This window comes from Micromonospora sp. URMC 105 (assembly GCF_051386295.1).
Lineage (GTDB): Bacteria > Actinomycetota > Actinomycetes > Mycobacteriales > Micromonosporaceae > Micromonospora.
Genome location: NZ_JBPQTL010000090.1, coordinates 1 through 22839 on the forward strand (window position 1 = coordinate 1; position 22839 = coordinate 22839).

General features: G+C 73.8%; 16 protein-coding genes. 9 read left to right on the plus strand and 7 right to left on the minus strand.

All coding sequences use genetic code 11. The features are described from left to right. Positions 1-73 precede the first annotated feature (73 nt). Both ACSNN7_RS23180 and ACSNN7_RS23185 read right to left on the minus strand, forming a co-directional pair. The gene (locus ACSNN7_RS23180) at positions 74-727 is read right to left on the minus strand and encodes a response regulator transcription factor (RefSeq protein WP_334449654.1); all 654 of its coding nucleotides are present in this window, start codon (positions 725-727) and stop codon (positions 74-76) included. 38 nt (positions 728-765) lie between these two features. Continuing rightward, on the minus strand, positions 766-2052 hold the full coding sequence (locus tag ACSNN7_RS23185; protein WP_436683045.1) for a sensor histidine kinase: 1287 nt from the start codon (positions 2050-2052) through the stop codon (positions 766-768). 430 nt (positions 2053-2482) lie between these two features. Between ACSNN7_RS23185 and ACSNN7_RS23190 the strand changes: the two genes are divergently transcribed. From ACSNN7_RS23190 to ACSNN7_RS23215, 6 genes are all read left to right on the plus strand, one after another. Next, complete coding sequence (locus tag ACSNN7_RS23190; protein ID WP_436683046.1) at positions 2483-3253, plus strand: redox-sensing transcriptional repressor Rex; 771 nt, start codon at positions 2483-2485, stop codon at positions 3251-3253. Next, complete coding sequence (locus tag ACSNN7_RS23195) at positions 3250-4620, plus strand: glutamyl-tRNA reductase (protein ID WP_436683047.1); 1371 nt, start codon at positions 3250-3252, stop codon at positions 4618-4620. The genes ACSNN7_RS23190 and ACSNN7_RS23195 overlap by 4 nt, the downstream gene beginning before the upstream one ends. Continuing rightward, positions 4617-5585, plus strand: coding sequence for a hydroxymethylbilane synthase (hemC, locus tag ACSNN7_RS23200; RefSeq protein WP_436683048.1), 969 nt, complete (start codon positions 4617-4619; stop codon positions 5583-5585). Before ACSNN7_RS23195 ends, hemC begins: the two co-directional genes overlap by 4 nt. After that, on the plus strand, positions 5582-7162 hold the full coding sequence (locus tag ACSNN7_RS23205) for a uroporphyrinogen-III synthase (RefSeq protein ID WP_436683049.1): 1581 nt from the start codon (positions 5582-5584) through the stop codon (positions 7160-7162). Before hemC ends, ACSNN7_RS23205 begins: the two co-directional genes overlap by 4 nt. A gap of 12 nt (positions 7163-7174) precedes the next feature. Beyond that, entirely contained in the window at positions 7175-8158 is a 984-nt protein-coding gene (gene hemB / locus ACSNN7_RS23210; protein ID WP_436683050.1) for a porphobilinogen synthase, read from the plus strand. A 505-nt stretch (positions 8159-8663) separates the two neighbouring features. Further along, a complete protein-coding gene (locus ACSNN7_RS23215; protein WP_436683051.1) occupies positions 8664-9284 on the plus strand; it encodes a helix-turn-helix domain-containing protein in 621 nt (206 codons plus the stop codon). Positions 9285-9338: 54 nt separating this feature from the next. Here the strand turns inward: ACSNN7_RS23215 and ACSNN7_RS23220 are convergent, their stop codons facing one another. The 3 genes from ACSNN7_RS23220 to ACSNN7_RS23230 form a co-directional block, all read right to left on the minus strand. Next, positions 9339-12611 carry a lamin tail domain-containing protein gene (locus ACSNN7_RS23220; RefSeq protein ID WP_436683052.1) on the minus strand — a complete coding sequence of 1091 codons (3273 nt, stop codon included), beginning with the start codon at positions 12609-12611 and terminating at the stop codon, positions 9339-9341. Between the two features lie 97 nt (positions 12612-12708). Next, complete coding sequence (locus ACSNN7_RS23225) at positions 12709-13725, minus strand: GNAT family N-acetyltransferase (protein WP_436683057.1); 1017 nt, start codon at positions 13723-13725, stop codon at positions 12709-12711. A 72-nt stretch (positions 13726-13797) separates the two neighbouring features. After that, positions 13798-15291: a lytic murein transglycosylase gene (locus tag ACSNN7_RS23230; RefSeq protein ID WP_436683053.1), complete on the minus strand. Its 1494-nt coding sequence runs from the start codon at positions 15289-15291 to the stop codon at positions 13798-13800. 38 nt (positions 15292-15329) lie between these two features. Here ACSNN7_RS23230 and ACSNN7_RS23235 point away from each other — a divergent pair, with 38 nt between their 5' ends. Continuing rightward, the gene (locus tag ACSNN7_RS23235; RefSeq protein ID WP_334449637.1) at positions 15330-15551 is read left to right on the plus strand and encodes an FmdB family zinc ribbon protein; all 222 of its coding nucleotides are present in this window, start codon (positions 15330-15332) and stop codon (positions 15549-15551) included. Positions 15552-15706: 155 nt separating this feature from the next. After that, positions 15707-18535 carry an ATP-binding protein gene (locus ACSNN7_RS23240; protein WP_436683054.1) on the plus strand — a complete coding sequence of 943 codons (2829 nt, stop codon included), beginning with the start codon at positions 15707-15709 and terminating at the stop codon, positions 18533-18535. 52 nt (positions 18536-18587) lie between these two features. On the opposite strand, the gene ACSNN7_RS23245 is transcribed toward ACSNN7_RS23240, so the two are convergent. After that, entirely contained in the window at positions 18588-19127 is a 540-nt protein-coding gene (locus ACSNN7_RS23245) for a phospholipase (RefSeq protein WP_436683055.1), read from the minus strand. Positions 19128-19300: 173 nt separating this feature from the next. Next, complete coding sequence (locus tag ACSNN7_RS23250; RefSeq protein ID WP_436683056.1) at positions 19301-20962, minus strand: family 10 glycosylhydrolase; 1662 nt, start codon at positions 20960-20962, stop codon at positions 19301-19303. A 320-nt stretch (positions 20963-21282) separates the two neighbouring features. Here ACSNN7_RS23250 and ACSNN7_RS23255 point away from each other — a divergent pair. Further along, positions 21283-22839: amino acid permease (locus tag ACSNN7_RS23255; protein ID WP_436683058.1), on the plus strand; the 1557-nt coding region annotated here is incomplete at its 3' end.

Here is a 22839-nt window from a genome sequence, read left to right on the forward strand (position 1 = left end):
ATCATGAAGTTGACGGCGATGTCGATCTCTTTCACTGCCGCCAACTTCATGATCACCGGGGCTTGTCCGGGGGTTAGGCGCGGAGGTGGGTCAGGACGGCCAGGACGCGGCGGTGGTGGTCGGTGTCGGGGGGGAGGTGGAGTTTCGTGAAGATGTTGCGGACGTGCTTCTCCACCGCGCCGTCGGTGACCACCAGGGACTTGGCGATGGCGGCGTTGGAGCGGCCCTCGGCCATCAGCGCCAGCACCTCCCGCTCGCGCGGGGTCAGCTCGCCCAGCGGGTCGTCCCGGCGGCGCCGGACCAGCAGCTGGCCGACCACCTCCGGGTCGAGCACGGTGCCGCCCGCGGCCACCCGGGCCAGCGCGTCCAGGAATTCGTCGATCGCGGCCACCCGCTCCTTGAGCAGGTAGCCGATCCCGCCGCCGCCCCCGCCCGCGGTGGAGAGCAGGTCGTCGGCGTACGACACCTCGACGTACTGGGAGAGCACCAGGATCGGCGTACGGGGGACGAGCTCGCGGGCCCGGACGGCCGCGCGCAGCCCCTCGTCGGTGTGCGTGGGCGGCATCCGCACGTCGACGATCGAGACGTCCGGCCGGTGCGCCACCACCTGCTCCACCAGCGCCTCGCCGTCCCCGACGGCGGCCACCACCTCGTGTCCCTGTTCGGTGAGCAACCGGATGAGACCCTCCCGGAGCAGGACGGCGTCGTCGGCGATCAGCACTCGCATGCTGCGCTGTCTACCACGTCGGGGGCCGGTGCCCCCGGTCACAGCGGCAGCATCGCCCGTACCGTGGTGGGCCCGCCGGCCGGGCTCTCCACCCGCAGCAGGCCGCCGGCGGCCCGGACCCGGTCGGCGATGCCGGCGAGTCCGTGCCCCTTGGCCACGTGCGCGCCGCCGGTCCCGTCGTCACCGATGGTGACGTCGAGCCGGTCGTCGTGGCGCTGCACGGTCACCGCGCAGCCGGTCGCGCCGCTGTGCTTGGCCACGTTGGTCAGCGCCTCGGCGACCACGAAGTAGGCGGTGCTCTCCACCAGCGGGTCGAGCCGGCCCTTGGGGTTGCCCAGCCGGTCGTCGAGGTTCAGGTCCACCGGCACCAGGCTGCGGCCGGCCAGCGCGGCCACCGCGCTGGGCAGGCCCCGGTCGACCAGGACCGGCGGCGCGATGCCCCGGGAGAGCGCGCGCAGCTCGGCCAGGGTGTCCCGGGTCTGGGCGATCGCCTCGTCCAGGGTGCGGGCGGCGGCCTGCGGGTCGGTGGCGAGCTGCTGCCGGGCCCGGCTGAGGTCCATCGCCAGCCGGACCAGCCGCTGCTGGGGGCCGTCGTGGATGTCCCGTTCCAGCCGGCGCAGCGCCGCCGCCTCGGCCGACACCGCCGCCCGCTTCTGCTCCTCGAGCACGGTGATCCGGTCGCGCATTTCGGCCACGCCGGTGAGCAGGCCGCGGGCGAAGCCGGCCTGGAGCAGCGCGGAGCCGCGTACCACGATCGGCAGGGTGAGCAGGAAGATCAGGCCGAGGGCGGTGTTCAGCCCGATCCGGGCCACCGGCCCGTCGCCGAGCCCGAGCAGTTCGGCGAGGCTGTGGTCGTCCGGGCCGTACGGCAGGGCCCAGTCGTACGCGGCGTAGAGGGTGCCGGCGAGCGCGCCGGCCCACCAGGCGACGGTGATGGCGAACGTGACGATCGCCACCACGGACCGGGAGATGCCGTGCGCCAGGTCGAGCCAGGACTGCCCGTCCCGGATCGGGGTGAAGATCCGCCGCCAGGGCCCGGCGGCCGGTGGCGGGGTCAGGTAGCGGGGGCGGATCCGGGGCATCCGGAGCACCGTGGGCAGCCGCATCCGCTCCACGTCGGCCAGGCCGCGCGCGGTGTACAGGGTGCCGGTGGTGATCGGCAGGCCGACCACCAGTACCGCCAGCCCGACGCCGAGCGCGAGGCCGGCCGTCAGCACCACCAGGCCGAACAGCGCCAGGGGCAGGCCGAGCAGGACGTACCCGGTGTCGCGCAGCAGTTGGCGGCTCACGCTGGGCGTCGGTGTGGCCGAGGCGACGGTGCTCATGCTCCGAGGCTAGGGACGTCGGGCCGGAACGCCCATCCGGCGAGCCGCCCCGTTCGAGGTCGGGCTGCCCCTACCGCCCGTCCGCGCGGATCTTTCGGGCCTGCCGGTCGTGCCGTCGGATTCGCCGCGCCGCTGGTGAGGGGCACGCCACGTGTCCCGCAGGCCCTGCGTGATTGGTCAGAGAAGTCGGGATTGAGCAATAATCGCCGAGCGGCGCCGGCGGAGGCCGCCGGATCGATCTTGCGGAATGGAGGGCCTGGTGGAGGGGCGTCGCGGGTCAGCAAGATCGCGATTTGTGCACGTCTTCACAAGCGCCTACTCTGTAGTTCCGACGCGCCCCGCTAGCACGGCCGGCACCCTCGGTCGCCAGCGGGGGTCCCGAAATGGCCGGGCACCGGAGCTGGCCGAGGATCGCACCGCACGGAGTCTCATGAGTCAGCACCGTCACCCTGGCGCGCCCGGCCGCGCCGGTGCCGTACCGGCGCTCCCGGACCTTCCGGAGGCGACCGTCGCGCGGCTCCCCGAGTACCTCCGAGCCCTGCACAACCTCGCCGAGAGCGGCCACGAGACGGTCTCCAGCGAGGGGCTGGCCAGCGCCGCCGGGGTCAACTCGGCCAAGCTCCGCAAGGACCTCTCCCACCTCGGCTCGTACGGCACCCGGGGCGTCGGCTACGACGTCGCGCTGCTGATCGAACAGATCGAGTACGTGCTCGGGCTCACCCACTGCCGGGCCGTCGCCCTGGTCGGCGTGGGTAATCTCGGTCACGCCCTGGCCGGCTACGACGGCTTCGCCAGCCGGGGCTTCCGGATCGCCGCGCTCTTCGACGCGGATCCGTCCCGGGTCGGCGAAGTGATCAACGGCCTGGTCGTGCAGCACGTCGACGACCTGCCCCGGGTGGCCGCCGAGGAGTCGATCTCGATCGGGGTGATCGCCACTCCGGCCTCGGCCGCCCAGCCGGTCGCCGACCAACTCGTCGCCGTCGGCGTGACGAGCATCCTGAACTTCGCGCCGTGCGTACTCTCGGTGCCGGAGGGGGTCGACGTGCGCAAGGTCGACCTCGCCATCGAGCTGCAGATCCTGTCCTTCCACGAGCACCGCAAGGCGTCGCTGACCGCGCTCCCCGCCACCGGCGGGTCCGCCCTCACCGCTCTGCCCGGTGGGCTCGCGGCCACCGACACCCAGGAGGCGATCGGCACGTGAAACTGCTTGCCGTCGGCGCGTCCTACCGCACCGCACCCGTGGCCACCCTGGAGCAGCTGGCGGTCGCTCCCGCCGAACTCACCCGCATGCTGGACCGGCTGCTCGCCCAGCCGTACGTCTCGGAGGCGGTGCTGGTCTCCACCTGCAACCGGGTGGAGGTCTACGCCGCCGTGTCCGGGTTCCACGGCGGCCTCGGCGACATCTGCGCGGTCCTCGCCGACCAGGCCGGCGCCCCGCCGGCCGCGCTCGCGAACCACCTCTACGTGCACTACGACGCCGCCGCGGTCGAGCACGTCTTCCGGGTCGCCGCCGGGCTGGACTCGATGGTGGTCGGCGAGGCGCAGATCCTCGGCCAGCTGCGTGACGCGTACCACTGGGCCACCGGGGCCGACTCCGCCGGGCGGCTGCTGCACGAGCTGATGCAGCAGGCGCTGCGGGTGGGCAAGCGGGCGCACGCCGAGACCAACATCGACCGCGCCGGGCAGAGCGTGGTCACCGCCGCGCTGGACCTGGCCGCCGGTCACCTCGACGGCGACCTCTCCGGCCGCCCCGCCCTGGTGGTGGGCGCGGGCGCGATGGGCGCGCTGGGCGTGGCCACGCTGTCCCGGCGGGGTGCCGGGCCGCTCACGGTCACCAACCGCGGGGCCGACCGGGCGGTACGCCTGGCCGAGTCGTACGGGGCGAGCGCCGTGCCGATGGCCGAGCTCGTCGACGCGCTCTCCACAGTGGACATCGTAGTGGCCGCCACCGCGGCCACCGAACCGGTCCTCACCCTCGACGTGGTCACCCGGGCCCTCGCCGAGCGCGACCCCGACCGGGGCCCGCTGGTCCTGCTCGACCTCGCCGTGCCGCGCGACGTCGAGCCCGGCGTGGCCGAGCTGCCCGGCGTCGAGGTGATCGACATCGACCGGATGGCCTCGCTGCTCGCCACCGGCGAGGCCGCCGCCGACGCCGCCGAGGTCACCCGGATCGTCACCGGCGAAGTCGAGACGTTCCTGTCCTGGCTGCGCGGCGCCGACGTGGCGCCCACCGTGGCCGCCCTGCGGGGCCGCGCCGACGACGTGGTCACCGCCGAGCTGCGCCGGCTCGCCCAGCGCCGCCCCGACTTCACCGACGACCAGCGCGCCGAGGTCGCCCGGACGGTGCACCGGGTGGTGCAGCGGCTGCTGCACCAGCCCACCGTGCGGGTCCGCCAGCTCGCCGCCGAACCCGGGGGAGACCAGTACGCGGCCCTGCTGCGGGAGCTGTTCGACCTCCAGGTACCCCAGACCTCCCCGGTCGACACCGTTCCCGACATCGTCGCGAACGCCGACGGCCGGCCGTCCTTCGACGTCGCCGACGTCCCGCCCACCGGAGGTGAGCGATGAGCACGCCCCTGCGCCTCGGTACCCGGGGCAGCGCCCTGGCGATGGCCCAGTCCGGCCAGGTCGCCGAGGCCCTGACCGCGGCCACCGGCCGCGAGGTCGAGCTGGTCGAGGTGGTCACCGCCGGTGACCGCTCGTCGGCCCCGGTGCACCGGCTCGGCGTCGGCGTCTTCGTCTCCGCCCTGCGCGACGCGCTGATCGCCGGCACCATCGACCTCGCGGTGCACTCGTACAAGGATCTGCCCACCGCCGCGGCGGCCGGGCTGCACATCGCGGCGGTGCCGCCCCGGCAGGACCCGCGCGACGCGCTGGTCGCCACGGGCGGCCGTACCCTCGCCGAGCTGCCGCCGGGAGCCGTGGTGGGCACCGGCGCGCTGCGCCGCATCGCCCAGCTGCACGCCCTCGGGTTGCAGCTGGAGGTCACCCCGATCCGGGGCAACATCGACACCCGGCTCGGCCGGGTGCTCGGCCCGGACGCCGACCTCGACGCGGTGGTCCTGGCCCGGGCGGGGCTGGCCCGGATCGGCCGGACCGACGCGATCACCGAGACGCTCGACCCGATGCTGATGCTGTCGGCGCCCGCCCAGGGCGCACTGGCGGTGGAGTGCCGGGCCGACGACCACGACCTGGTCGAGCTGCTCGCCGTGCTCGACCACGCACCGTCCCGGGCCGCGGTCACCGCGGAACGGGCGCTGCTGGCCACCCTGGAGGCCGGATGCTCCGCTCCGGTCGCCGCCTACGCCGAACTCGCCGAGGGCGACGCCGGTGAGGAGATCTACCTGCGCGGGGCGGTGATCAGCCCGGACGGCGCCCGAGACCTCCGGCTGTCCCGCACCGGTACGCCCGCCGACGCGGCGGAGATCGGCAAGGCACTCGCCGCCGAACTCCTCGAACTCGGCGCCGACTCGATCCTCGGCCACGAAGGACACACCGGCCCGGGGACCCAGCAATTTGGGAGCACAGAATGACCCGCACCCGTAAGCCCGTAGGCCGTATCGCGTTCGTCGGGGCTGGTCCCGGCGACCCGGGCCTGCTGACCCGCCGGGCGCACGACGCCCTGGTCGACGCCGACCAGGTGGTGTACGACCGGGGTGTCCCCGAGTCGCTGCTCGACGCCGTGCGCGCCCAGGCCCGGTCCGACGCCCAGTTCACGCCGGCCGAGGGTGCGCCGGGCGACGTGGCGAAGGTGCTGATCTCCGCCGCCCGGTCCGGGCTGAACGCGGTGCACCTGGTCGCCGGTGACCCGTTCGGCCACGACTCGGTGGTCAAGGAGGTGCAGGCGGTGGCGCGTACCGCCGCGCACTTCGAGGTCGTGCCGGGAGTCGGCCAGGCCGAGGGCGTGGCCACCTACGCCGGTGTGCCGCTGCCGGGCGTGCGTACCGCCGCCGACGTCGAGGACGTCAGCACGCTGGACTTCGACGCGCTGGCCGCGGCCGTCGGCCGGGGCTCGCTGGCGCTGGCGGTGGACGCGGGTGACCTCGCCGCCATCCGGGACGGCCTGCTGGCCGCCGGGGTGGACGGCACCACCGGCGTCGGGGTGACCGGCGACGGCACCGGCGAGACGCAGTACACCACCACGTCGACCGTCGACTCCTTCGTCGCGGCGGCCCTCGGCTTCACCGGCCGGGTCGTGCTCACCGTCGGTGAGGGCGTCGGCCAGCGCGACAAGCTGAGCTGGTGGGAGAACCGCCCGCTGTACGGCTGGAAGGTGCTGGTGCCCCGCACCAAGGAGCAGGCCGGCGCGATGAGCGCCCGGCTGCGCGCGTACGGGGCGATCCCGTGCGAGGTGCCGACCATCGCGGTCGAGCCGCCGCGCACCCCGGCCCAGATGGAGCGGGCGGTCAAGGGCCTGGTCGACGGCCGGTACGCCTGGGTGATCTTCACCTCGGTCAACGCCGTCCGGGCGGTCTGGGAGAAGTTCGCCGAGCACGGCCTGGACGCCCGCCACTTCGGCGGCGTCAAGATCGCCTGCATCGGCGAGGCGACCGCCGACGCGGTCCGCGCCTTCGGCATCCAGCCGGAGCTGGTCCCGTCCGGGGAGCAGTCCTCCGAGGGGCTGCTGGCCGAGTTCTCGCCGCACGACGAGATCCTCGACCCGGTGGGCCGGGTGCTGCTGCCGCGCGCCGACATCGCCACCGAGACGCTCGCCGCCGGGCTCACCGAGCGCGGCTGGGAGGTCGACGACGTCACCGCGTACCGGACCGTCCGGGCCGCCCCGCCGCCCGCCGAGATCCGGGACGCGATCAAGTCGGGCGGGTTCGACGCGGTGCTCTTCACCTCGTCCTCCACGGTGCGGAACCTGGTCGGCATCGCCGGGAAGCCGCACGCGCGTACCGTTGTTGCCGTCATTGGGCCCAAGACGGCGGAGACCGCGACGGAGTTCGGCCTGCGGGTCGACGTGCAGCCTGCGCACGCCTCGGTGCCCGATCTGGTGGAGGCGCTTGCCGCCTACGCCGTCGAGTTGCGCGAGAAGCTGGCCGCCATGCCGGCCAAGCAGCGCCGCGGCTCGAAGGTGCAGGGGCCGACCGCCCTGAGGTTCCGCTGACAGGAGGCTCCCGTGCCGTATCCCGAGATCCGGCCCCGCCGGCTGCGTCGTAACGCCGCCATGCGGCGGCTGGTCTCCGAGACCCGCGTCGACCCGGCCGAGCTGGTCGTGCCGATGTTCGTCAAGGAGGGGCTGACCGAGCCGCGGGCCGTCGCGTCGCTCCCGGGAGTGCTCCAGCACTCCCGGGACTCGCTGCGCAAGGCCGCCGTCGAGGCGGTGCAGGCCGGGGTCGGCGGCATCATGCTCTTCGGGGTGCCGACGTCGCGCGACGCCACCGGTTCGGGCGGCATCGACCCGGACGGCATCCTCAACGTCGCCATCCGGGACGTCGTCTCCGAGGTGGGCGACGCCGCCGTGGTGATGAGCGACCTCTGCCTGGACGAGTTCACCTCGCACGGGCACTGCGGGCTGCTCACCCCGGACGGCGGCGTCGACAACGACGCCACCCTGGCCGCGTACGCCGAGATGGCGGTGGCCCAGGCCGCCGCCGGGGTCGGCATGGTCGGGCCGTCCGGGATGATGGACGGCCAGGTCGGCGTGGTACGCCGGGCGCTCGACGCTGCCGGCCACCAGGACGTGGCGGTGCTGGCGTACGCCGTGAAGTACGCCTCGGCCTTCTTCGGCCCGTTCCGGGACGCCGTCGAGTCGGCGCTGGAGGGCGACCGCCGCACCTACCAGCAGGACCCGGCCAACCTGCGGGAGTCGCTGCGCGAGGTGGAGCTGGACATCGCCGAGGGCGCCGACATCGTGATGGTCAAGCCGGCGCTGCCCTACCTCGACGTGGTGTCGGCGGTCCGGGACGCGGTGAACGTCCCGGTCGCCGCCTACCAGGTCTCCGGCGAGTACGCGATGGTCGAGGCGGCCGCGGCGAACGGCTGGATCGACCGCGAGCGGGTGATCCTGGAGACGCTCACCTCGATCCGGCGGGCCGGCGCCCAGATCATCCTCACCTACTGGGCGGTCGAGGCCGCCCAGCTGCTCCGCGAGCGTTACTGACCGCCGGCGCGGCCTCCCTGCTCCGCGCCGGTCTGCTGAACGGGCTGTGCCGTCGCTGGACGTTGTGGCCCGCCGCCCATTTTTTCGCCCGACGCTGCCGCCCTCCCGGCGCCAGCGTCATCACTGTGGGTAGCTAACGCTCCCCGGCAACCCCCCCTCGCGTTGTCGCTTTGCTCTGCTGCCCTGGAGGCGACGCACACACGCAGTCGCCGTCGCCGATAGGGCAGCAGAGCAAAGCGTCGGCAGGGGTGGGGTGGAGGTGTGGGTGGGGCGGCGTGTTTTGGCTGTTCAGGGCGATGCCTGCGGTCGAGGCTGCACGGGGATCTGCCGCCGGGCCCGGCCGGCCATCACTCAGGGTTGTTCTCGGGCGATCGGTGAATCCGGTGACCGAGCGCTACCGAGCACGGCGTGACGCGCGGCGGAGGTTGTCCACAGGGCAGTCGGTTGTCCACAGGACGGTGCAGCGGGGTGGTGGCGGAGCCCGGGCAGCCGCGACGGTGACGCCATGAGTGATGTGATCCCCACCGACCCGCCCGCCTCGGAGGCCGACGGCGACCAGCCCGGCGACCAACCCGGCGACCAGGCCGGTGGCCGGCGCGGCGGCCGGTGCGGCGGCGACGGCGAGGGCTGCGGTGCACAGCCGACCTTCCTCAGCAAGCCGTTCGACCTGCCCTGGCCGGCCGCCGGCATCGTGCGCGCCGTCCGGCGCCGTGCCGATGCGAGCCAGCGGGAGCTGGCTCGCTGGGCTGAGGTGCACCACGGCACCATCGGGAAGATCGAGGCGGGGACGCTGGTCCCGAGCATCGCCCTGTTACGTCGCATCATCGCGGCCGCCGGATTCCGGCTCGCGATTGTCGACGAGTTCGGCCGGGTGCTCCAGCCGATGCGGGACCGCGAGGACGCCCGCGACGGCGCGGAACGGCGCTACCCCTCCCACCTGGACACGATTCTCGACCCGGAGACCGGCGAGTGGTGGGCCGACATCTACGGGCTGGCGCGTCCCCCGGAGACCTTCCACCGCAACCGGGCGGTGCGGGACGCCATGCGTCGGCGCAGCCAGTGGGAGGTGCGGGTGGCGAAGTACCGCGGTGATCCGCCCCCGCCCCGGGTCCGCCCCAACTGGTGACGGGCCCCCGGCCAGGCGCATGCCTGGCCGACGGGCCGTCGGGACAGCAGGAACTCAGTCGTCGTTCGTGATGGTGCCCACCGCCAGCGGGTCGGCCAGCCGCAGCTTCAGCGGACCGGCGACTGCGAAGGCGATCTTCTCGTCCGCCTCGACCTTCCGGTCACCCCGGACGGTCACCGGGAAGGCCAGCGAGGTCTGCCCGGCGGGCAGGACCCGGCAGCCGACGTACGGGTCGAAGTCCGACCCGGCCGAGGCGGTCAGGCCCACCGCGGCGGCGCAGAGCGTCGTCGGCGCCGACAGCGGGCGGGAGACGGTGACCTGGAAGGTCAGGGTGCTGTCACCCTTGTCGCCCTCGGTCACCGCCGCGTCGGCCACCCGCAGCGACGGCTGCGCGCGGAACCGGGCGACCGACGGGTCGTGGTCGCTGGCGCCACGCGACCCGTCGCCGCTGACGTCGGACGGCCAGTCGGCGTTGACGTGCGCCGTGCGCACCTGTACCAGGTCGGCGTGGAGCGCGTCGTTGACGAAGATGCTGTCCAGCGTCTGTGCCTGCCCGCTGAAGGCGTACGAGTACGCCGCCGCCGGCACGTCCGCGACCAGGTCGTCCCAGAGGTTGTGCAGGCCGGCCTCGTAGAGCGGGGCGAGCTGGTCCGACGGGGTCGGGTTCGCCGCGGTGGCGATCGGGTCGTCCGGGCGGGGGAAGACGTTCATGTCGCCGCCGTAGACCACCCGGGCCTGCGGGTCCGACTCCTCGATCGCGGTGACGATCGCGGCGCCGTACGTCGCCTGCTCGGTCCGCTGCCCGACCTTGGTGTCCGGGCCGGACGAGTAGTGGTTGCTCAGCGCGTACAGCAGGTAGGACTCCGAGCCGCCCGGCGTCGCCCGCACCACGAACTTGCCCAGCTGGGGGGCGCGGGTGAAGACGTTGTCGCCGTCCTTGCCCGTCGAGGTGTCCGTGTCGGCGGGCAGCTGCGCGTTGAGCGCCTTCGGGTTCTGCACGTCCGCGTTGGACGGCAGCCCCGCCGACCGGTACTGCACCGTCGGCGTGGCGCCGAGCAGCGGGTCGGTGGCGGTCGCCTCGGCCAGCGAGAGCCGGTCGGTGCGGTAGAGGAACGCGGAGGTGATGCCCCGGGCGTCCGCGCCGGTCCGGTCGTAGGCGGCGGCGTAGGCCGGGCCACCAGCGGCCGAGATCGTCAGCGCCAGCTCCTGGAGGGTGTCCGGAGCGCCGTCGGCGTCGTTGGTGGCGCCGCAGGCCAACTCGGTGCCGGAGACCGTGCAGATGTCCTGGTCCTCGGCCTCCTGTACCAGGATCAGGTCCGGGGAGTGCAGGTCGGTGCGGATCTGGTCGGCGAGCGCGGCCAGGTGCTCCCGGTAGTCGGCCTCGTCGGCCGGAACGTAGTCGAACGGCGGCCGTACCCCGGTGCAGCCCGCGTTGCCGGCGAAGTCGCAGCCGTCGAACGGGTCGTCCCGGAAGTCGTACAGGTTCTCCACGTTGTAGGTCGAGACGGCGACCTCACGGTTGCGGTCGGCCGGCTGCGGCGGGTTGTTCGCCGACGGGTCGGCGCCCGCGGTGAGGGAGAGCGTCTCCGGCTGCACGGTGAACTTGCTGAAGCCGTAGGAGACCGCGCCGAACGCGTCCGTGGCGAGGGTGTCGAAGGTGCGGGCCGGCGGCAGCAGCGCGGACGAGTCGCCGGCCGTGGCCTTGACCCCGCCCGCGCCCAGCAGGATGCGCTGGTTGTTGCCGTTGTCGAAGAGGGTGCCCGGGATGTCGTCCAGCGGGTGGGCGTCCCGGAACACCCGCCGGGCGTACGGGTCGGTCCGCTTCATGATCGGGTCCTCGCGGTCCACCACGTAGATCTCCGAGTCGGCGGTGGAGGCGAAGATGTGGCGCGGGGCGGACACCCCGCTGCCCGAGCGGACCCGCATCCGGGTGCCCTCGTGCCGCTCCCAGTACCGGTTCGCGTCGGCCGCCTCGGCCGGCGGGACCGCGTCGTCCACCGCGACGGCGGTGTTCACGTCCAGGCCGGAGTCAAGCTTGCGCACCAGGGAGGCGCCGGAGAGCTGGGTCTGGTTGAAGTACTCCGACACCCGGCCGCGCAGCACCACCTCGTCGCCGACGGTCGGCGCGTAGCCGCCGATCAGCGTGGTGAACGAGCCCGTGAAGACGAAGAGGCCGTCGGAGGTGAGCGGGTCGCCGTCCTCGGTGCCCGTACGGCTCTGCAGGTAGAAGCCGTGCTGGTCGGCGCCGGCCGAGGTGCGGGTGAGCGACTTCTGGGTGATCACGCCGCGCACGTCGTACAGCGTGGAGCTGGTGCCGTTGCCGCTGGCCGGGGCGAGCGGGGAGCGGTCGGTGTGGCCGTTCTCGTCCTCCCGGGTCGGGCCCTGCACCTCGCCGACCGAGAGCACGGTGGTGGCCTGCACGGTGAGGGTGCAGGTGGCGGTGCCGCCCTCGGCGTCGGTGGCGGTCAGCGTCACCGCGTACGCCCCGCCGGGCAGGCCGCTAGCGGTGACCGTGGCGGTGGCGGTCCCGCCGGCGGCGGTGGCCGGCGTGAAGGCCGTCCGGCTGATCGAGCCGGTGGCCGGCGTGGGGCTGACCGAGGTGACGGCGAGATCGGTGATCGTGTCGTCCGCGTCGGTGGCGGTGACCTGGCGCGTGGCGGTTGCGCCGGCTTCCAGGGCCAGCGTGCCGCCGCAGTTGAGCGTGGCCGGCTGGTCGACCGGGCCGCCGCCGTCCACGGTGTGCGCGCCCAGACCGTCGAAGGTGTCGGTCGGGAAGCCCGCCCACTGGGCGGCCGGGTCGAACGCGTCGGACGGGTCGATGTCCCCCGTGGAGACCGACGGCAGCCGCCGCAGGGTGTTGTCGGCCGTGCTGGTCAGCCCGGCACCCCACTCGGTGCCCGGGTCGACGCCCACCTGGCCGATCGAGTCGAGCACCGTGCCGGCCTTGCGCAGCACGATCGCGTCGTCGCCGTTGAACAGCGACGCGCCGGTGGTCTGGTCGGCCTGGGCGAGCACCGCCGGGCCGGCCGAGGCGGCGGCGAGGACGAAGGCCTCCCCGGCGGCGACGGTACCGCTCAGCGCGATGTTCGTCGGCGTGGTGGAGCCGTTGAAGTGCAGCTGGAGCTGGTAGCCGCCGGCCGTGAGGTCGACCGGGGCGCCGGTGCCGTTGAACAGCTCGATCGCCTTGTTGTTCGACGAGCCTTCGACGTACTCGGAGATGAACAGGTCGGTGGGCGCGGCGCTGGCCGCGGTGGGTGCGATGCCGATGACCGGAAGGGTGACGGCGGCGGCGGTTGCGAGCGCGGCGTACCTGCGGCGCAGGCGCATGAGGCCTCCACGATGGGTGGACGGGAACTAACGCACGTTAAGGCCCGTTGCCGACCGCCGTCCATCCCCCGTGGGGGGTGGCCTGGTGAACTCCCGGTCAGCGAGCGGCGTCGAGCCGGTGTACCAGCTCGGCGACGTCGACGCTGTATTCGCACCATTCCCGGTCGGGGCGGTAGCCCAGCTCGGCGTTCACCTTGAGCATCGCCTCGTTGGCCTGGGCGTTCCAGGTCTGCACCTCGGCCAGCGTCGGCTCGGCCGAGCGCAGCTCCAGCAGCATCCGGGCCTTGATCGCCCGGTCGATGCCGTAGCCGCGGTGGTCCTGCACCACGATGGTGTCGTACTGGTCGGCCCGGGTGGGGTGCTGCGCGGGCACCACCACCTCGGTCAGGCCGGCGACCTCGCCGGTCTGCTCGTGCAGGGCCAGCACGATGTAGGGCTTCATGCCCCGCCGGTGCAGCGTGTCCAGGCTGTCGCGCAGTCGCTGCGGGTCGTACGAGCTGGGGCGCAGCTCGCCGTCGTCGACGTCGCGCACCTCTGCCTTGGCCCGCGCGTACGCGTCGATCAGCTCGTCGGGCGGGCCGCCCGGGCAGAACTCCAGGTGGTATCCGGCGCCGATGCCGGTGGCCATCTCGGCCAGCGCCGGCCAGTCCACCGCGCCGAGGTCGAGCACGCTGCGGGTCTCGACGTACTCGCGGGCGAAGCCGAGCGACTCGTAGAAGCCGACGGCCGGGGTGTCGCCGACCACCTCGACCCCGATCGACTGGAAGCCCTCCTGGTAGACCCGGCGGGCGGCGAGCAGGACCAGCTCACGGCCCAGCCCGCTGCGCCGGACCGTCGGGTGCACCATCACTTCCAGCACGCCGATGTCACCGAGCAGCAGCACGTGCACATGGCCGAGGATCGGGCCGGGCCGGCCGTCGGGCCCGGGCTCGGCCTGGGCGACCCAGGAGATCCGTCGCTCGCCCGGCATCACCTCGCAGAGGTACTCCCGCAAGGAACTCTCCCGCCAGGGCGGGTCCTGCGGGAGGTCCGCCGCCAGGACCGCGTTCAGCGTGTCCAGCACGGACGCGATCTCGTCGGACGACGCGGTCCGGGGATCCCACTCGCGCACCATCACCCGTCTAGCTTGCCGTCAACGGCAGCCGGGGGGAAGTGTCCGGTCCGGCAATGTATGCAGACGATCACGTCACGTACGGCTGGCCACCCCGTACTGGTTGGCCCGGTCGAAGACGTCCTGGGCGTACCGGCGCACGTCGTTGTAGGAGAGGATGGCACCCCACCAGTCGCCGGGGATGGTCATGTTCCGGCCACCCTTGCAGAGGTACCGGCCGGCGGCGAGCGCCGCGTCGTCCAGGTCGTGCGGATCCTTGCGGCCGTCGTTGTCGGCGTCGGCGCCGATCTCCTGCCAGGTGGTCGGGATGAACTGCATCGGGCCGATGGCCCGGTCGTAGACGGTGTCCCGGTCGAAGAGCCCGCGGTCGGTGTCGGTGATCCGCATGCGGCCGCCCTGCCCGTCGAGCGGGTCGCCGATGATCTCCGGCTCGGCCCGTCCGGTCGACTGGAGGCCGGCACCGTTGGCCTGCCCGTGCCGCGACTCGACGTACCCGATCGCGGCGAGCGTGGTCCAGCTCAGCTGGCAGCTGCGATTGGTCTCGGCGAGCACCAGCTCGGCGTAGCCGTACGCCTGCATCGCCACCGGCGAGATGCCCACCCGCGCGCCGGTGGTCTGCGCCCAGGTGGCCAGAGCGTCGGCCGGGCGGCCGGTGGCGGGCGCGCCGACCTGGCCGGTCGGCGGCACACCGCCGGGCAGCGTGGTGGCGGTCGGCAGCCCGGGCAGCGCGGTCCCGCCGGGCAGCACCGGCACGGCGGTCGCGCCGGGCAGCGCGCCCGGTGCGGGTACGACGACGGCACCGCCCTCGGTCCCGTCCACGGCGACCGGCTTGGGCGCCCGGACGGCCGACGGGACCACCACGGCGCCCACCACCGCGGTGGCGGCGACCAGCGCGACGAGGAACACCCCGGGCAGGGTCAGCCGGCCGCTCGGGCGGCGGGACCAGGCCCGGGTGGCCCGGGCCGCGCCGGCGACCGCCTGCCGGGGCGGGGGAAGCCGCACGGCGTGCGCGAACGGCATCCGGCGCCGGCGCCCCGGCCGGTCACCGGCCGCCGCACCGTCCTTCGCCAATCCGTCCTTTGTCGTGCTGTCCTTCGTTGCTTCCGCATCGGCGTTGGTCGGGTCCGCGCCGTCCTCGGGCGCGTCCCCGTTGGTCTTCGTCGCCTTCGCGCCGTTGCCGCCCTCGGCCTGCTCACGGCCGTCCGGCTCTGCGTCGGCGGTCTGCGGGCCGGTCCCCGCCGGGTCGGCGCTGCTCCCGGCCTTCCCGTCGTCGGCCTGCGCCGCGTCGGTGGTGCTCCGCGCTGCCGTCGCCTCGGGGCCGGCCGTCGAGGTGCCGGTGGCCGCCGGAGCCGCCGCGCCGGCCTCGGCCGATTCCACGGTGGCCGGTGCGCTCGACGGTTCTGCGTCGGCCCGCGACCGGCCGAGGAAGGGGCGGCGGGGCCGGGGGACCGGGGTCGGGTCCGGCGCGGCGCCGGAGCTGCCGAGCGGCCCGTCGGGAGGCGTCGCCGGTCGCAGGGGCCGCACCGTCGATCGTTCCTCGCCGCTCGCCACCCGTCGAGTATCACCCATCCGGGTGCGACCGTCAGGCCCGGTCGTACCCTGGGGGCATGCCCCGGTACGAGTTCCGCTGCCGCGCCTGCGGCGACACCTTCGAGGTCAACCGCCCGATGGCCCGGGCCGGTGAACCGGCGTCCTGCCCCCAGGGGCACGCCGACACGGTCAAGCTGCTCTCCACCGTCGCGGTGACCGGCCGGGGCGGCGGTGGCCCGGTGGGCGGCGCCCCGCCCGCGCCGGCCGGCGGCTGCTGCGGCGGTGGCGGCTGCTGCTGAGCGGCGCCGAACCCGGGCCGTTCGGCGGCGCACAACTTGCCGGTGACCGGCGCTGATGGCACCTTGGGGCGGACGTCGCCCGGCCGTTCTCACGATGCGTGACGGCCCGACCATAGGGCAGCATGAAACCGACGTCAGGGGCGGAGGTTCCACGCATGTCGCCACGGATCCACCTCCCGAGCGGGTGGGTGACCTTCGTGTTCACCGACATCGAGGGTTCGACCCGGCTGGCCCAGCTGCTCGGGTCGGGCTATCGCCCCGTGCTGTGGGAGCATCGCCGGTTGCTCCGGGACACCCTCGCCGGTACCGACGGCGCGGAGCTGCTGACCGAGGGGGACTCGTTCTTCCTCGCCTTCCCCGACGCGGCGGCGGCGCTGACCGCCTGCCTGAGCGCGCAGCGCGCGCTGTCCACCCACGACTGGCCCACGCCGGAGGCGACCCCCCGGGTGCGGATGGGGCTGCACACCGGGTACGCGGAGCCGCGTGACGGCGAGTACGCCAGCCCCGAGGTGCACCGGGCCGCCCGGGTGGCCGCCGCCGCCCACGGCGGGCAGGTGCTCTGCTCGGCGTCGACCGCCCGGCACGCCGAGCCGCTGCCGTCCGGCGCGTCCCTGCTCGATCTCGGCCTGCACCGGCTGCGCGGCTTCGACGACCGGGAGCGGCTCTTCCAGCTCGTCGCGCCCGGCCTGGAACGGCAGTTCCCCCGTCCGCGTACCGCCGACGCGGTGGCGCACAACCTGCCCACCCAGGTCACCTCGTTCATCGGCCGGGAGACCGAGCGCGCCGAACTGGACCTGCTGGTACGCCGGCACCGGCTGGTCACCGTGCTGGGCGCGGGCGGTGCCGGCAAGACCCGGATGGCGGTGGAGCTGGCCGCCGGGATGGTGGAGGCGTACCCGGACGGGGTGTGGTTCGTCGACATCGCCACGGTCACCGACCCGGGTCTGGTGGCGTTCGCGGTCGCCGCGGTGCTCGGGCTGCGTCCCGAGCCGGGCCGCCCGATGCTGGACACCCTGGTCGAGTACGCCGCCGCCCGGCGGATGCTGGTGGTGCTGGACACCTGCGACGCCCAGCCCGCGGCCTGCGCCGAGGTGATCTCCCGGCTGCTCGCCGGCGGGGGCGGGGTGCGGGTGCTGGCCACCAGCCGGGAGTCGTTCGGCCTGCCCGGCGAGGTGGTCTGGCGCATCCCGCCGCTCTCGGTCGACCCGCAGCCGGGGCGTACCGAGAGCGACGCGGTGGCGCTGTTGCTCGACCGGACGGCGGCGGCCCGGGGTGGCCGGCCGCCGGACTGGGCGGAGGCCGGTGACCTGCGCCGGGTGGTGCAGCGGCTGGACGGCCTGCCGTTGGCGATCGAGCTGGCCGCCGCCCGGCTGCGGGTGCTCTCCGCCGGGCAGCTCGCCGCCCGCCTCGACGACGTGCTCGGCACCCTCGACGCGGGGCGGGCCGAGCCGGAGCCGCCCGCGGAGCGGGGCTGGACGGGCAACCAGCAGGACACCGTGGACCTGGTCGCCGCGGCGGCCGGGAAGGTGCCGTCGCCCGCGCACCGGGCGGTGCAGCGCTCCGCCTCCGAGCGGCACCTGACCATGCAGGCGACGGTCACCTGGTCGTACCGGACGCTGGGGCCGCGCGCGTCGCGGCTGCTGCGCTGGCTGGCGGTCTTCGCCGGGCCGGTGGAGCTGTCCACGGTGGAGTGGCTGTTCCACGACGACCCGCTCGACCCGCTGTCGGTGCTGGTGGACAAGTCGATGGTGCTGGCCGAGCCGCACGCCTCGGGCAGCACCTACCGGATGCTCGACCCGATCCGGGCGTACGCGGCCCGCCGGCTGGTGGAGACGGGCGAGGAGCAGGCCGCGCGGGACCGGCACGTCGCCTGGTCCGCGCACGCGCTGGAGCAGGCGCACCTGGGCCCGGACGGGCGGCCGGTGACCCTGTCGCTGTACGCGCTCGACCCGCTGGCCGGGGAGCTGCGGGCCGCGCTGCGCTGGTGCGCCACCGGGGGCAGCGCCCGGGCCGGGTTGCGCCTGGCCGGCGGACTGGACCAGTGGTGGCGGGAGCGGGGGCTGTCCCGGGAGGCGCGGCTCTGGCTGTTCCGGCTCTACGGGCGGATCGCCGAGACCGGCGAGGTGATCCCGGAGGCGGAGCTGGCCGCGGCGTACCACTCACACTCGCTGCACGCCGGCGCGGACGGCGAGTTCGCCGAGGAGCTGCGCTACTCGCAGCGGGCGGAGGCGGCGGCCCGGCAGGCCGGTGACGCCGGACTGCTCGCCCGGGTGCTGGCCGGGCGGGCCGCGCCGCTGATCGACATGGGGCAGTTCGCCGAGGCGGAGCGGGTCTGCCGGGAGGTCATCGACTGGGCGGAGGAGCAGCAGGTCACCGGCGACGCGCTCTTCGCCGTCTACAACCTGGCCGAGCTGCTGTGGCGGCGCGGTGCGCTGGACGAGGCGGCGGAGCTGCTGGGCGCGGCCCGCCCGGTGGAGGCGGTGCGTCCGGTCGAGCGGGGCCGGCGGTCGGTGGACATGCTGCTCGGCATGGTCGCCCTGGCCCGGGGCGATCTGGTCGCGGCGCACGAGCACCTGCTGGCGGCACTGCGCTCCCGGATGAGCCACGGCTACCACGGCCGGGCCTGCGACACCGTCAACGCGGTGGCGGTGCGCTGCGCGGCCGGTGGGGAGCTGGGCACGGCCGCCCGGCTCTTCGGCGCGGCGCAGGCGACCCGGGCGCAGCTGCGGGCCACCCCGGGCATCTACGGCACCTACTGGCTGGAGCGGCAGGCCGAGCTGCGCCGGGTGCTCGGCGACGCCGCCTTCGACGCCGCGTACGGCGAGGGGGGCGAGCTGGGCCTGGAGGAGGCGGCGGCGCTGGCGCTGGCGGTGGAGCACCCCGACCTGGGTGCGGACTCGATCCGGTTCGGCACCGCCGGGGCGGCGGCCCCCCGGCAGGGCGGCCCGGGCCGGCAGGAGCTGGACCGCCGGGAGCGGGCCTGACGCCGCCGGGCGCCCCGGTCGGGGACGCCCGGCGGAGTCGACGGCGGCGGGGTCAGCCGCGCAGGGCGGCCCGGCGCTCGGCGTCTGCCTTCATCCGGGCGGCCCGGTCGATGTCGGACTGCTGGACGGCGGCGACGGAGCCGAAGGTCTTCACCGCCTGGTAGTACGTCCAGGCCAGGCTGTAGCAGGCCGGCCGGACGACGGCGTTGTACGTGGCGCAGGAGCGCTTCAGGTCCTCGTAGAAGGCGCTGTCCACCCGGGCCTTGTTGGCCGAGAACTGGCCGACGGCCTTGTAGTTGCGGTACCCGAAGTCGTGCCGGGCGCAGGAGAGGGTGAAGTTGAACCCGAGCGGGTTGTCCGGGCTGGACGAGCAGTAGTCGGTGGACCAGTCGAAGGCGTAGTCGGCCCAGGCGGCCTTGTTCAGCCGGGCGGAGTTCCAGGCGTTGTAGCTGGTGACGCTGGTCTGTGTCCAGCTGGAGAGCACCGAGAGCTTCTGCTCGGGTGTCACCGCGAACGCGGGCGAACTCACGCCGAGCACGGCGAGCAGGGCGAACGCGCCGGCGGCGAACAGGGTGGCGAGTCGTCTGGGCATAGGGGTACCTCCGCGGAGACGGTCTACGGCCGGTGACCGGTAGATCACCGGGTGTCGGACCAGTCTCGATCAATTCCCCTGCTTCGATGTGTGACCGCCGCGAACAATTGATGACTGACGATGAAACAGACGAATGCCCCGGGCGGTGACCGCCCGGGGCATTCGCGGTGGGATCAGCGCACCACCCGCGCCGGGCTCGGCCGGCTCTCGTTCGAGAGCCGGTCCAGCGCGGTCACGTGGTACGTGTACGCCCGCCCCGGCTCCGCCGTGGCGTCCAGGAAGGACTGCACCGCGGTGGCGTCGTCGGCGCGCAGGGTGGCGATCAGGTGGGACGCGTCGGCGAAGCCGCAGGCACCCACCGGCGGCGTGCCGTCGAAGCGGTAGACCGCGTACGAGGTGGCGTCGCCGAACGGACCCCGGCCGTCGGCCGGCTGCCGCCAGTGCAGCCGTACCCCGTCGGCGGACCGCTCGGCCCGGGTGACCACCGGGGGCAGGAGCGGCTTGGCGGGCAGGTGCGGCATCGCCGGCACCAGCGCCAGCCGGGAGTAGTGCTCGGCGGCGTAGATGTCGGTGGCGCCGAGCCGGTTCGCCTTCACCTGCACGGCCGAGAAGTGCACGTTGCCGAGCACCTCCGGGTACGACCGGTTGAGCGTCAGGTGGTCGGAGAGCTCGCGAGGGTTCTGCCAGTACGGCCCGTACGCGGGGTCACCGCTCTTGTAGTCGGCCTGGCCGATGTAGAGCTGCACCCGGGTGCCGCGCACCTGCTCGGCCCACCACGGCACCAGCCGGGCGTAGTCGGCGGCCGGGTACTGGCCGATGTACCAGTAGAGCTGCGGCACCACGTAGTCGATCCACTCCTGCTTGATCCACTTTCGGGTGTCGGCCGAGATGATGTCGTACGACTGGCTGCCGGTGGTGTCCGAGCCCAGCGGGTCGACGGACTTGTTGCGCCAGATGCCGAACGGGCTGACCCCGAACTTCACCCACGGCTTGGCCGCCTTGACCTTGGCGTTCATCTCCTGGATCAGCAGGTTGATGTTGTCGCGCCGCCAGTCCGCCTTGTCGGTGAAGCCCCGGTTGTGGGCGGCGAAGGTGGCGTCGTCCGGCACCTGGTGGGTGCCGCTCGGGTACGGGTAGAAGTAGTCGTCGAAGTGCACGCCGTCGACGTCGTACCGGCTGACCGCGTCCATCATCGCGGTCTGCACGAACTCGCGGACCTCCGGGATGCCGGGGTTGTAGTAGAGCCTGCTGCCGGCCACCCCGGCCGGCGGGTAGGCGAAGGTCCACTCCGGGTGCTGGCGCGCCGGGTGGTTCGGCGCGAGCTTGGTCAGGTCCGCGCCGGCGCCGCTCGGGGCGGGCATGGAGATCCGGTACGGGTTGAACCAGGCGTGGAACTCCAGGTTGCGCTTGTGCGACTCGTCGATCAGGAAGGCCAGCGGGTCCCAGCCCGGGTCCTGCCCGCGCACCCCGGTCAGGAACTCCGACCAGGGCTCGTGCGGCGACGGCCAGAACGCGTCCGCGGTCGGGCGGACCTGTACGACGACCGCGTTGTGGTTGAGCTTCTGCGCGAGGTCGAGCCAGCCCCGGTACTCGGCCTGCTGTGCGGCCACCCGGTCGGGCGCGGTCTGGGAGGCCTTGCTCGGCCAGTCGATGTTGACCACCGAGGAGATCCACATCGCCCGGAACTGGCGCTTCGGGGTGGCCGGGTCGGTGGTGCAGGTGGTGGTGGAGGTGTCGGCGGTCGCGTCGGGCGCGGCGCTCGCGGGGGTGCCGGCGGCGAGCGCGCCGAGCAGCGCCACGGCCAGCCCGGCGGCCCCGAGCCGAGTTGCCTTCATGCGGTGTGTCCCTTCGTCGGGCTCCCGTGAGTGGCGGCCAGTAGCGGCAAGATTCGCCGCCGGCTATCTGCCGCTGGTAGAAAATTTTCACACCGTACGGGCTCCGCGCAAGGGTCTGACCCGGATGTCCGGATACCGGATTCCGGGCGGGGGCCGGCGGCGCGGCACACACCGCGCTACGTGACCGAACCCACACGCCGGGTCAATGCCGGGTTGGGGCGAGAAGTAGTGATTGGCGAGGGTCTGTGCTGGGTAGCATCGCCGGTCACCGGCCGCCACCAGGGTGGTCGCACGGTGGGAGGAGTGCACTCGCGGTGTCCATGCTGCGTACCAAACCGATCAAGGACGTGCTGGCGCAGAGCGAAGCCGACGGCAACGACGGCACGCTCGGGTTGAAGCGCCGCCTCGGCGCGCGCGACCTCACCGGCTTCGGCATCGGCATCGTGATCGGCACCGGGATCTTCACGCTGACCGGCATCGAGGCCCGGGACAGCGCCGGGCCCGGCGTGGTGATCTCCTTCGCCATCGCCGGCGTGGTCGCCCTGCTCGCCGCGCTCTGCTACGCCGAACTGGCCTCCAGCGTGCCGACCGCGGGCAGCGCCTACACCTACGCGTACGCCACGATGGGCGAGGTCGTCGCCTGGATCATCGGCTGGGACCTGCTGCTGGAGTTCGCCCTCGGCGCGGCGGTGGTGGCCCGCGGCTGGTCCGGCTACCTCGCCGAACTCTTCGGCCTGCCCACCGCCTGGTTCGGCGAGGAGGGCAGCGTGGTCAACCTCGGCGCCATCGGCGTCGTGCTGCTGCTCGGCATCGTCGCCATCGTCGGCATCCGCGAGTCCGCCCGGGTGACCAACCTGCTGGTGCTGGTCAAGGTCGCCATCTGCGTCTTCATCGTGGCCGCCGGGCTCTTCTTCGTGAAGGCCGCCAACCTCACCCCGTTCATCCCGTCGGCGCAGCCCGCCGGTGACGCCGACGACGGCATCAAGCAGCCCGTCACCCAGGCGCTGTTCGGGCTGGAGCCCTCGGTCTTCGGCTTCGTCGGGGTGCTCAGCGCCGCCGCGGTGGTCTTCTTCGCGTACACCGGCTTCGAGGCCGTGGCGAACCTCGGCGAGGAGACCCGCCGGCCCCGCCGGGACCTGACCCTGGGCCTGCTCGGCACGCTGCTGATCTCCACCGTGCTGTACATCGGCGTCTCGCTGGTCGTGGTCGGCATGGTGCCGTACACCGAGATCGACCGGGGCGCCCCGATCGCCTCCGCCTTCAAGGCGGCCGGTGCGAACTGGGCCGGCGTGCTGGTGTCCATCGCGGCCATCGCCGGCCTGACCAGCGTGATCCTGGTCGACCTGGTGGCCATGGGCCGGATCGGCTTCGCCATCTCCCGGGACGGGCTGATCCCGCCGTCGGTCGCCAAGATCCACCCGCGCTGGGGTACCCCGTACCGGATCTCCGCCGTGATGACCGTGGCGGTGGCGCTGCTCGCCGGCTTCCTGCCGCTCTCCGCGCTGGCCGACCTGGTCAGCATCGGCGCGCTCTGCGCGTTCGTGCTGGTCTCGGTCGCGGTGCCGATCCTGCGCCGCAAGCGCCCGGACCTGGACCGGCCGTTCAAGGTGCCGTTCTCCCCGGTGCTGCCGATCGTCTCGGCGCTGGCCTGCTTCTACCTGATGCTCAACCTGTCGGTGGAGACCTGGATCCGGTTCGGGATCTGGATGCTGCTCGGCGCCGTCATCTACTTCGGCTACGGCTACCGCCGCAACCGCCTCGCCACCGGCGCCCCCACCACCCCCACCCCCCCGACGGCGCGCGGCGGCGAGGTGCACACGTTGACGCTGAACACCCGGCGGCACACCTCGGTGCGCTCGACGGCGGCGTACTCCGCG

Excerpts from the sequence above, each read along its gene's own strand:
- ACSNN7_RS23230 (WP_436683053.1), bottom strand. The coding sequence starts at position 15,291 with ATGGGTGATACTCGACGGGTGGCGAGCGGCGAGGAACGATCGACGGTG.
- ACSNN7_RS23225 (WP_436683057.1), bottom strand. The coding sequence starts at position 13,725 with ATGGTGCGCGAGTGGGATCCCCGGACCGCGTCGTCCGACGAGATCGCG.
- ACSNN7_RS23240 (WP_436683054.1), top strand. The coding sequence starts at position 15,707 with ATGTCGCCACGGATCCACCTCCCGAGCGGGTGGGTGACCTTCGTGTTC.
- ACSNN7_RS23215 (WP_436683051.1), top strand. The coding sequence starts at position 8,664 with ATGAGTGATGTGATCCCCACCGACCCGCCCGCCTCGGAGGCCGACGGC.
- ACSNN7_RS23190 (WP_436683046.1), top strand. The coding sequence starts at position 2,483 with ATGAGTCAGCACCGTCACCCTGGCGCGCCCGGCCGCGCCGGTGCCGTA.
- ACSNN7_RS23250 (WP_436683056.1), bottom strand. The coding sequence starts at position 20,962 with ATGAAGGCAACTCGGCTCGGGGCCGCCGGGCTGGCCGTGGCGCTGCTC.
- hemC (WP_436683048.1), top strand. The coding sequence starts at position 4,617 with ATGAGCACGCCCCTGCGCCTCGGTACCCGGGGCAGCGCCCTGGCGATG.
- ACSNN7_RS23245 (WP_436683055.1), bottom strand. The coding sequence starts at position 19,127 with ATGCCCAGACGACTCGCCACCCTGTTCGCCGCCGGCGCGTTCGCCCTG.
- ACSNN7_RS23220 (WP_436683052.1), bottom strand. The coding sequence starts at position 12,611 with ATGCGCCTGCGCCGCAGGTACGCCGCGCTCGCAACCGCCGCCGCCGTC.
- ACSNN7_RS23205 (WP_436683049.1), top strand. The coding sequence starts at position 5,582 with ATGACCCGCACCCGTAAGCCCGTAGGCCGTATCGCGTTCGTCGGGGCT.
- ACSNN7_RS23180 (WP_334449654.1), bottom strand. The coding sequence starts at position 727 with ATGCGAGTGCTGATCGCCGACGACGCCGTCCTGCTCCGGGAGGGTCTC.
- ACSNN7_RS23185 (WP_436683045.1), bottom strand. The coding sequence starts at position 2,052 with ATGAGCACCGTCGCCTCGGCCACACCGACGCCCAGCGTGAGCCGCCAA.
- ACSNN7_RS23235 (WP_334449637.1), top strand. The coding sequence starts at position 15,330 with ATGCCCCGGTACGAGTTCCGCTGCCGCGCCTGCGGCGACACCTTCGAG.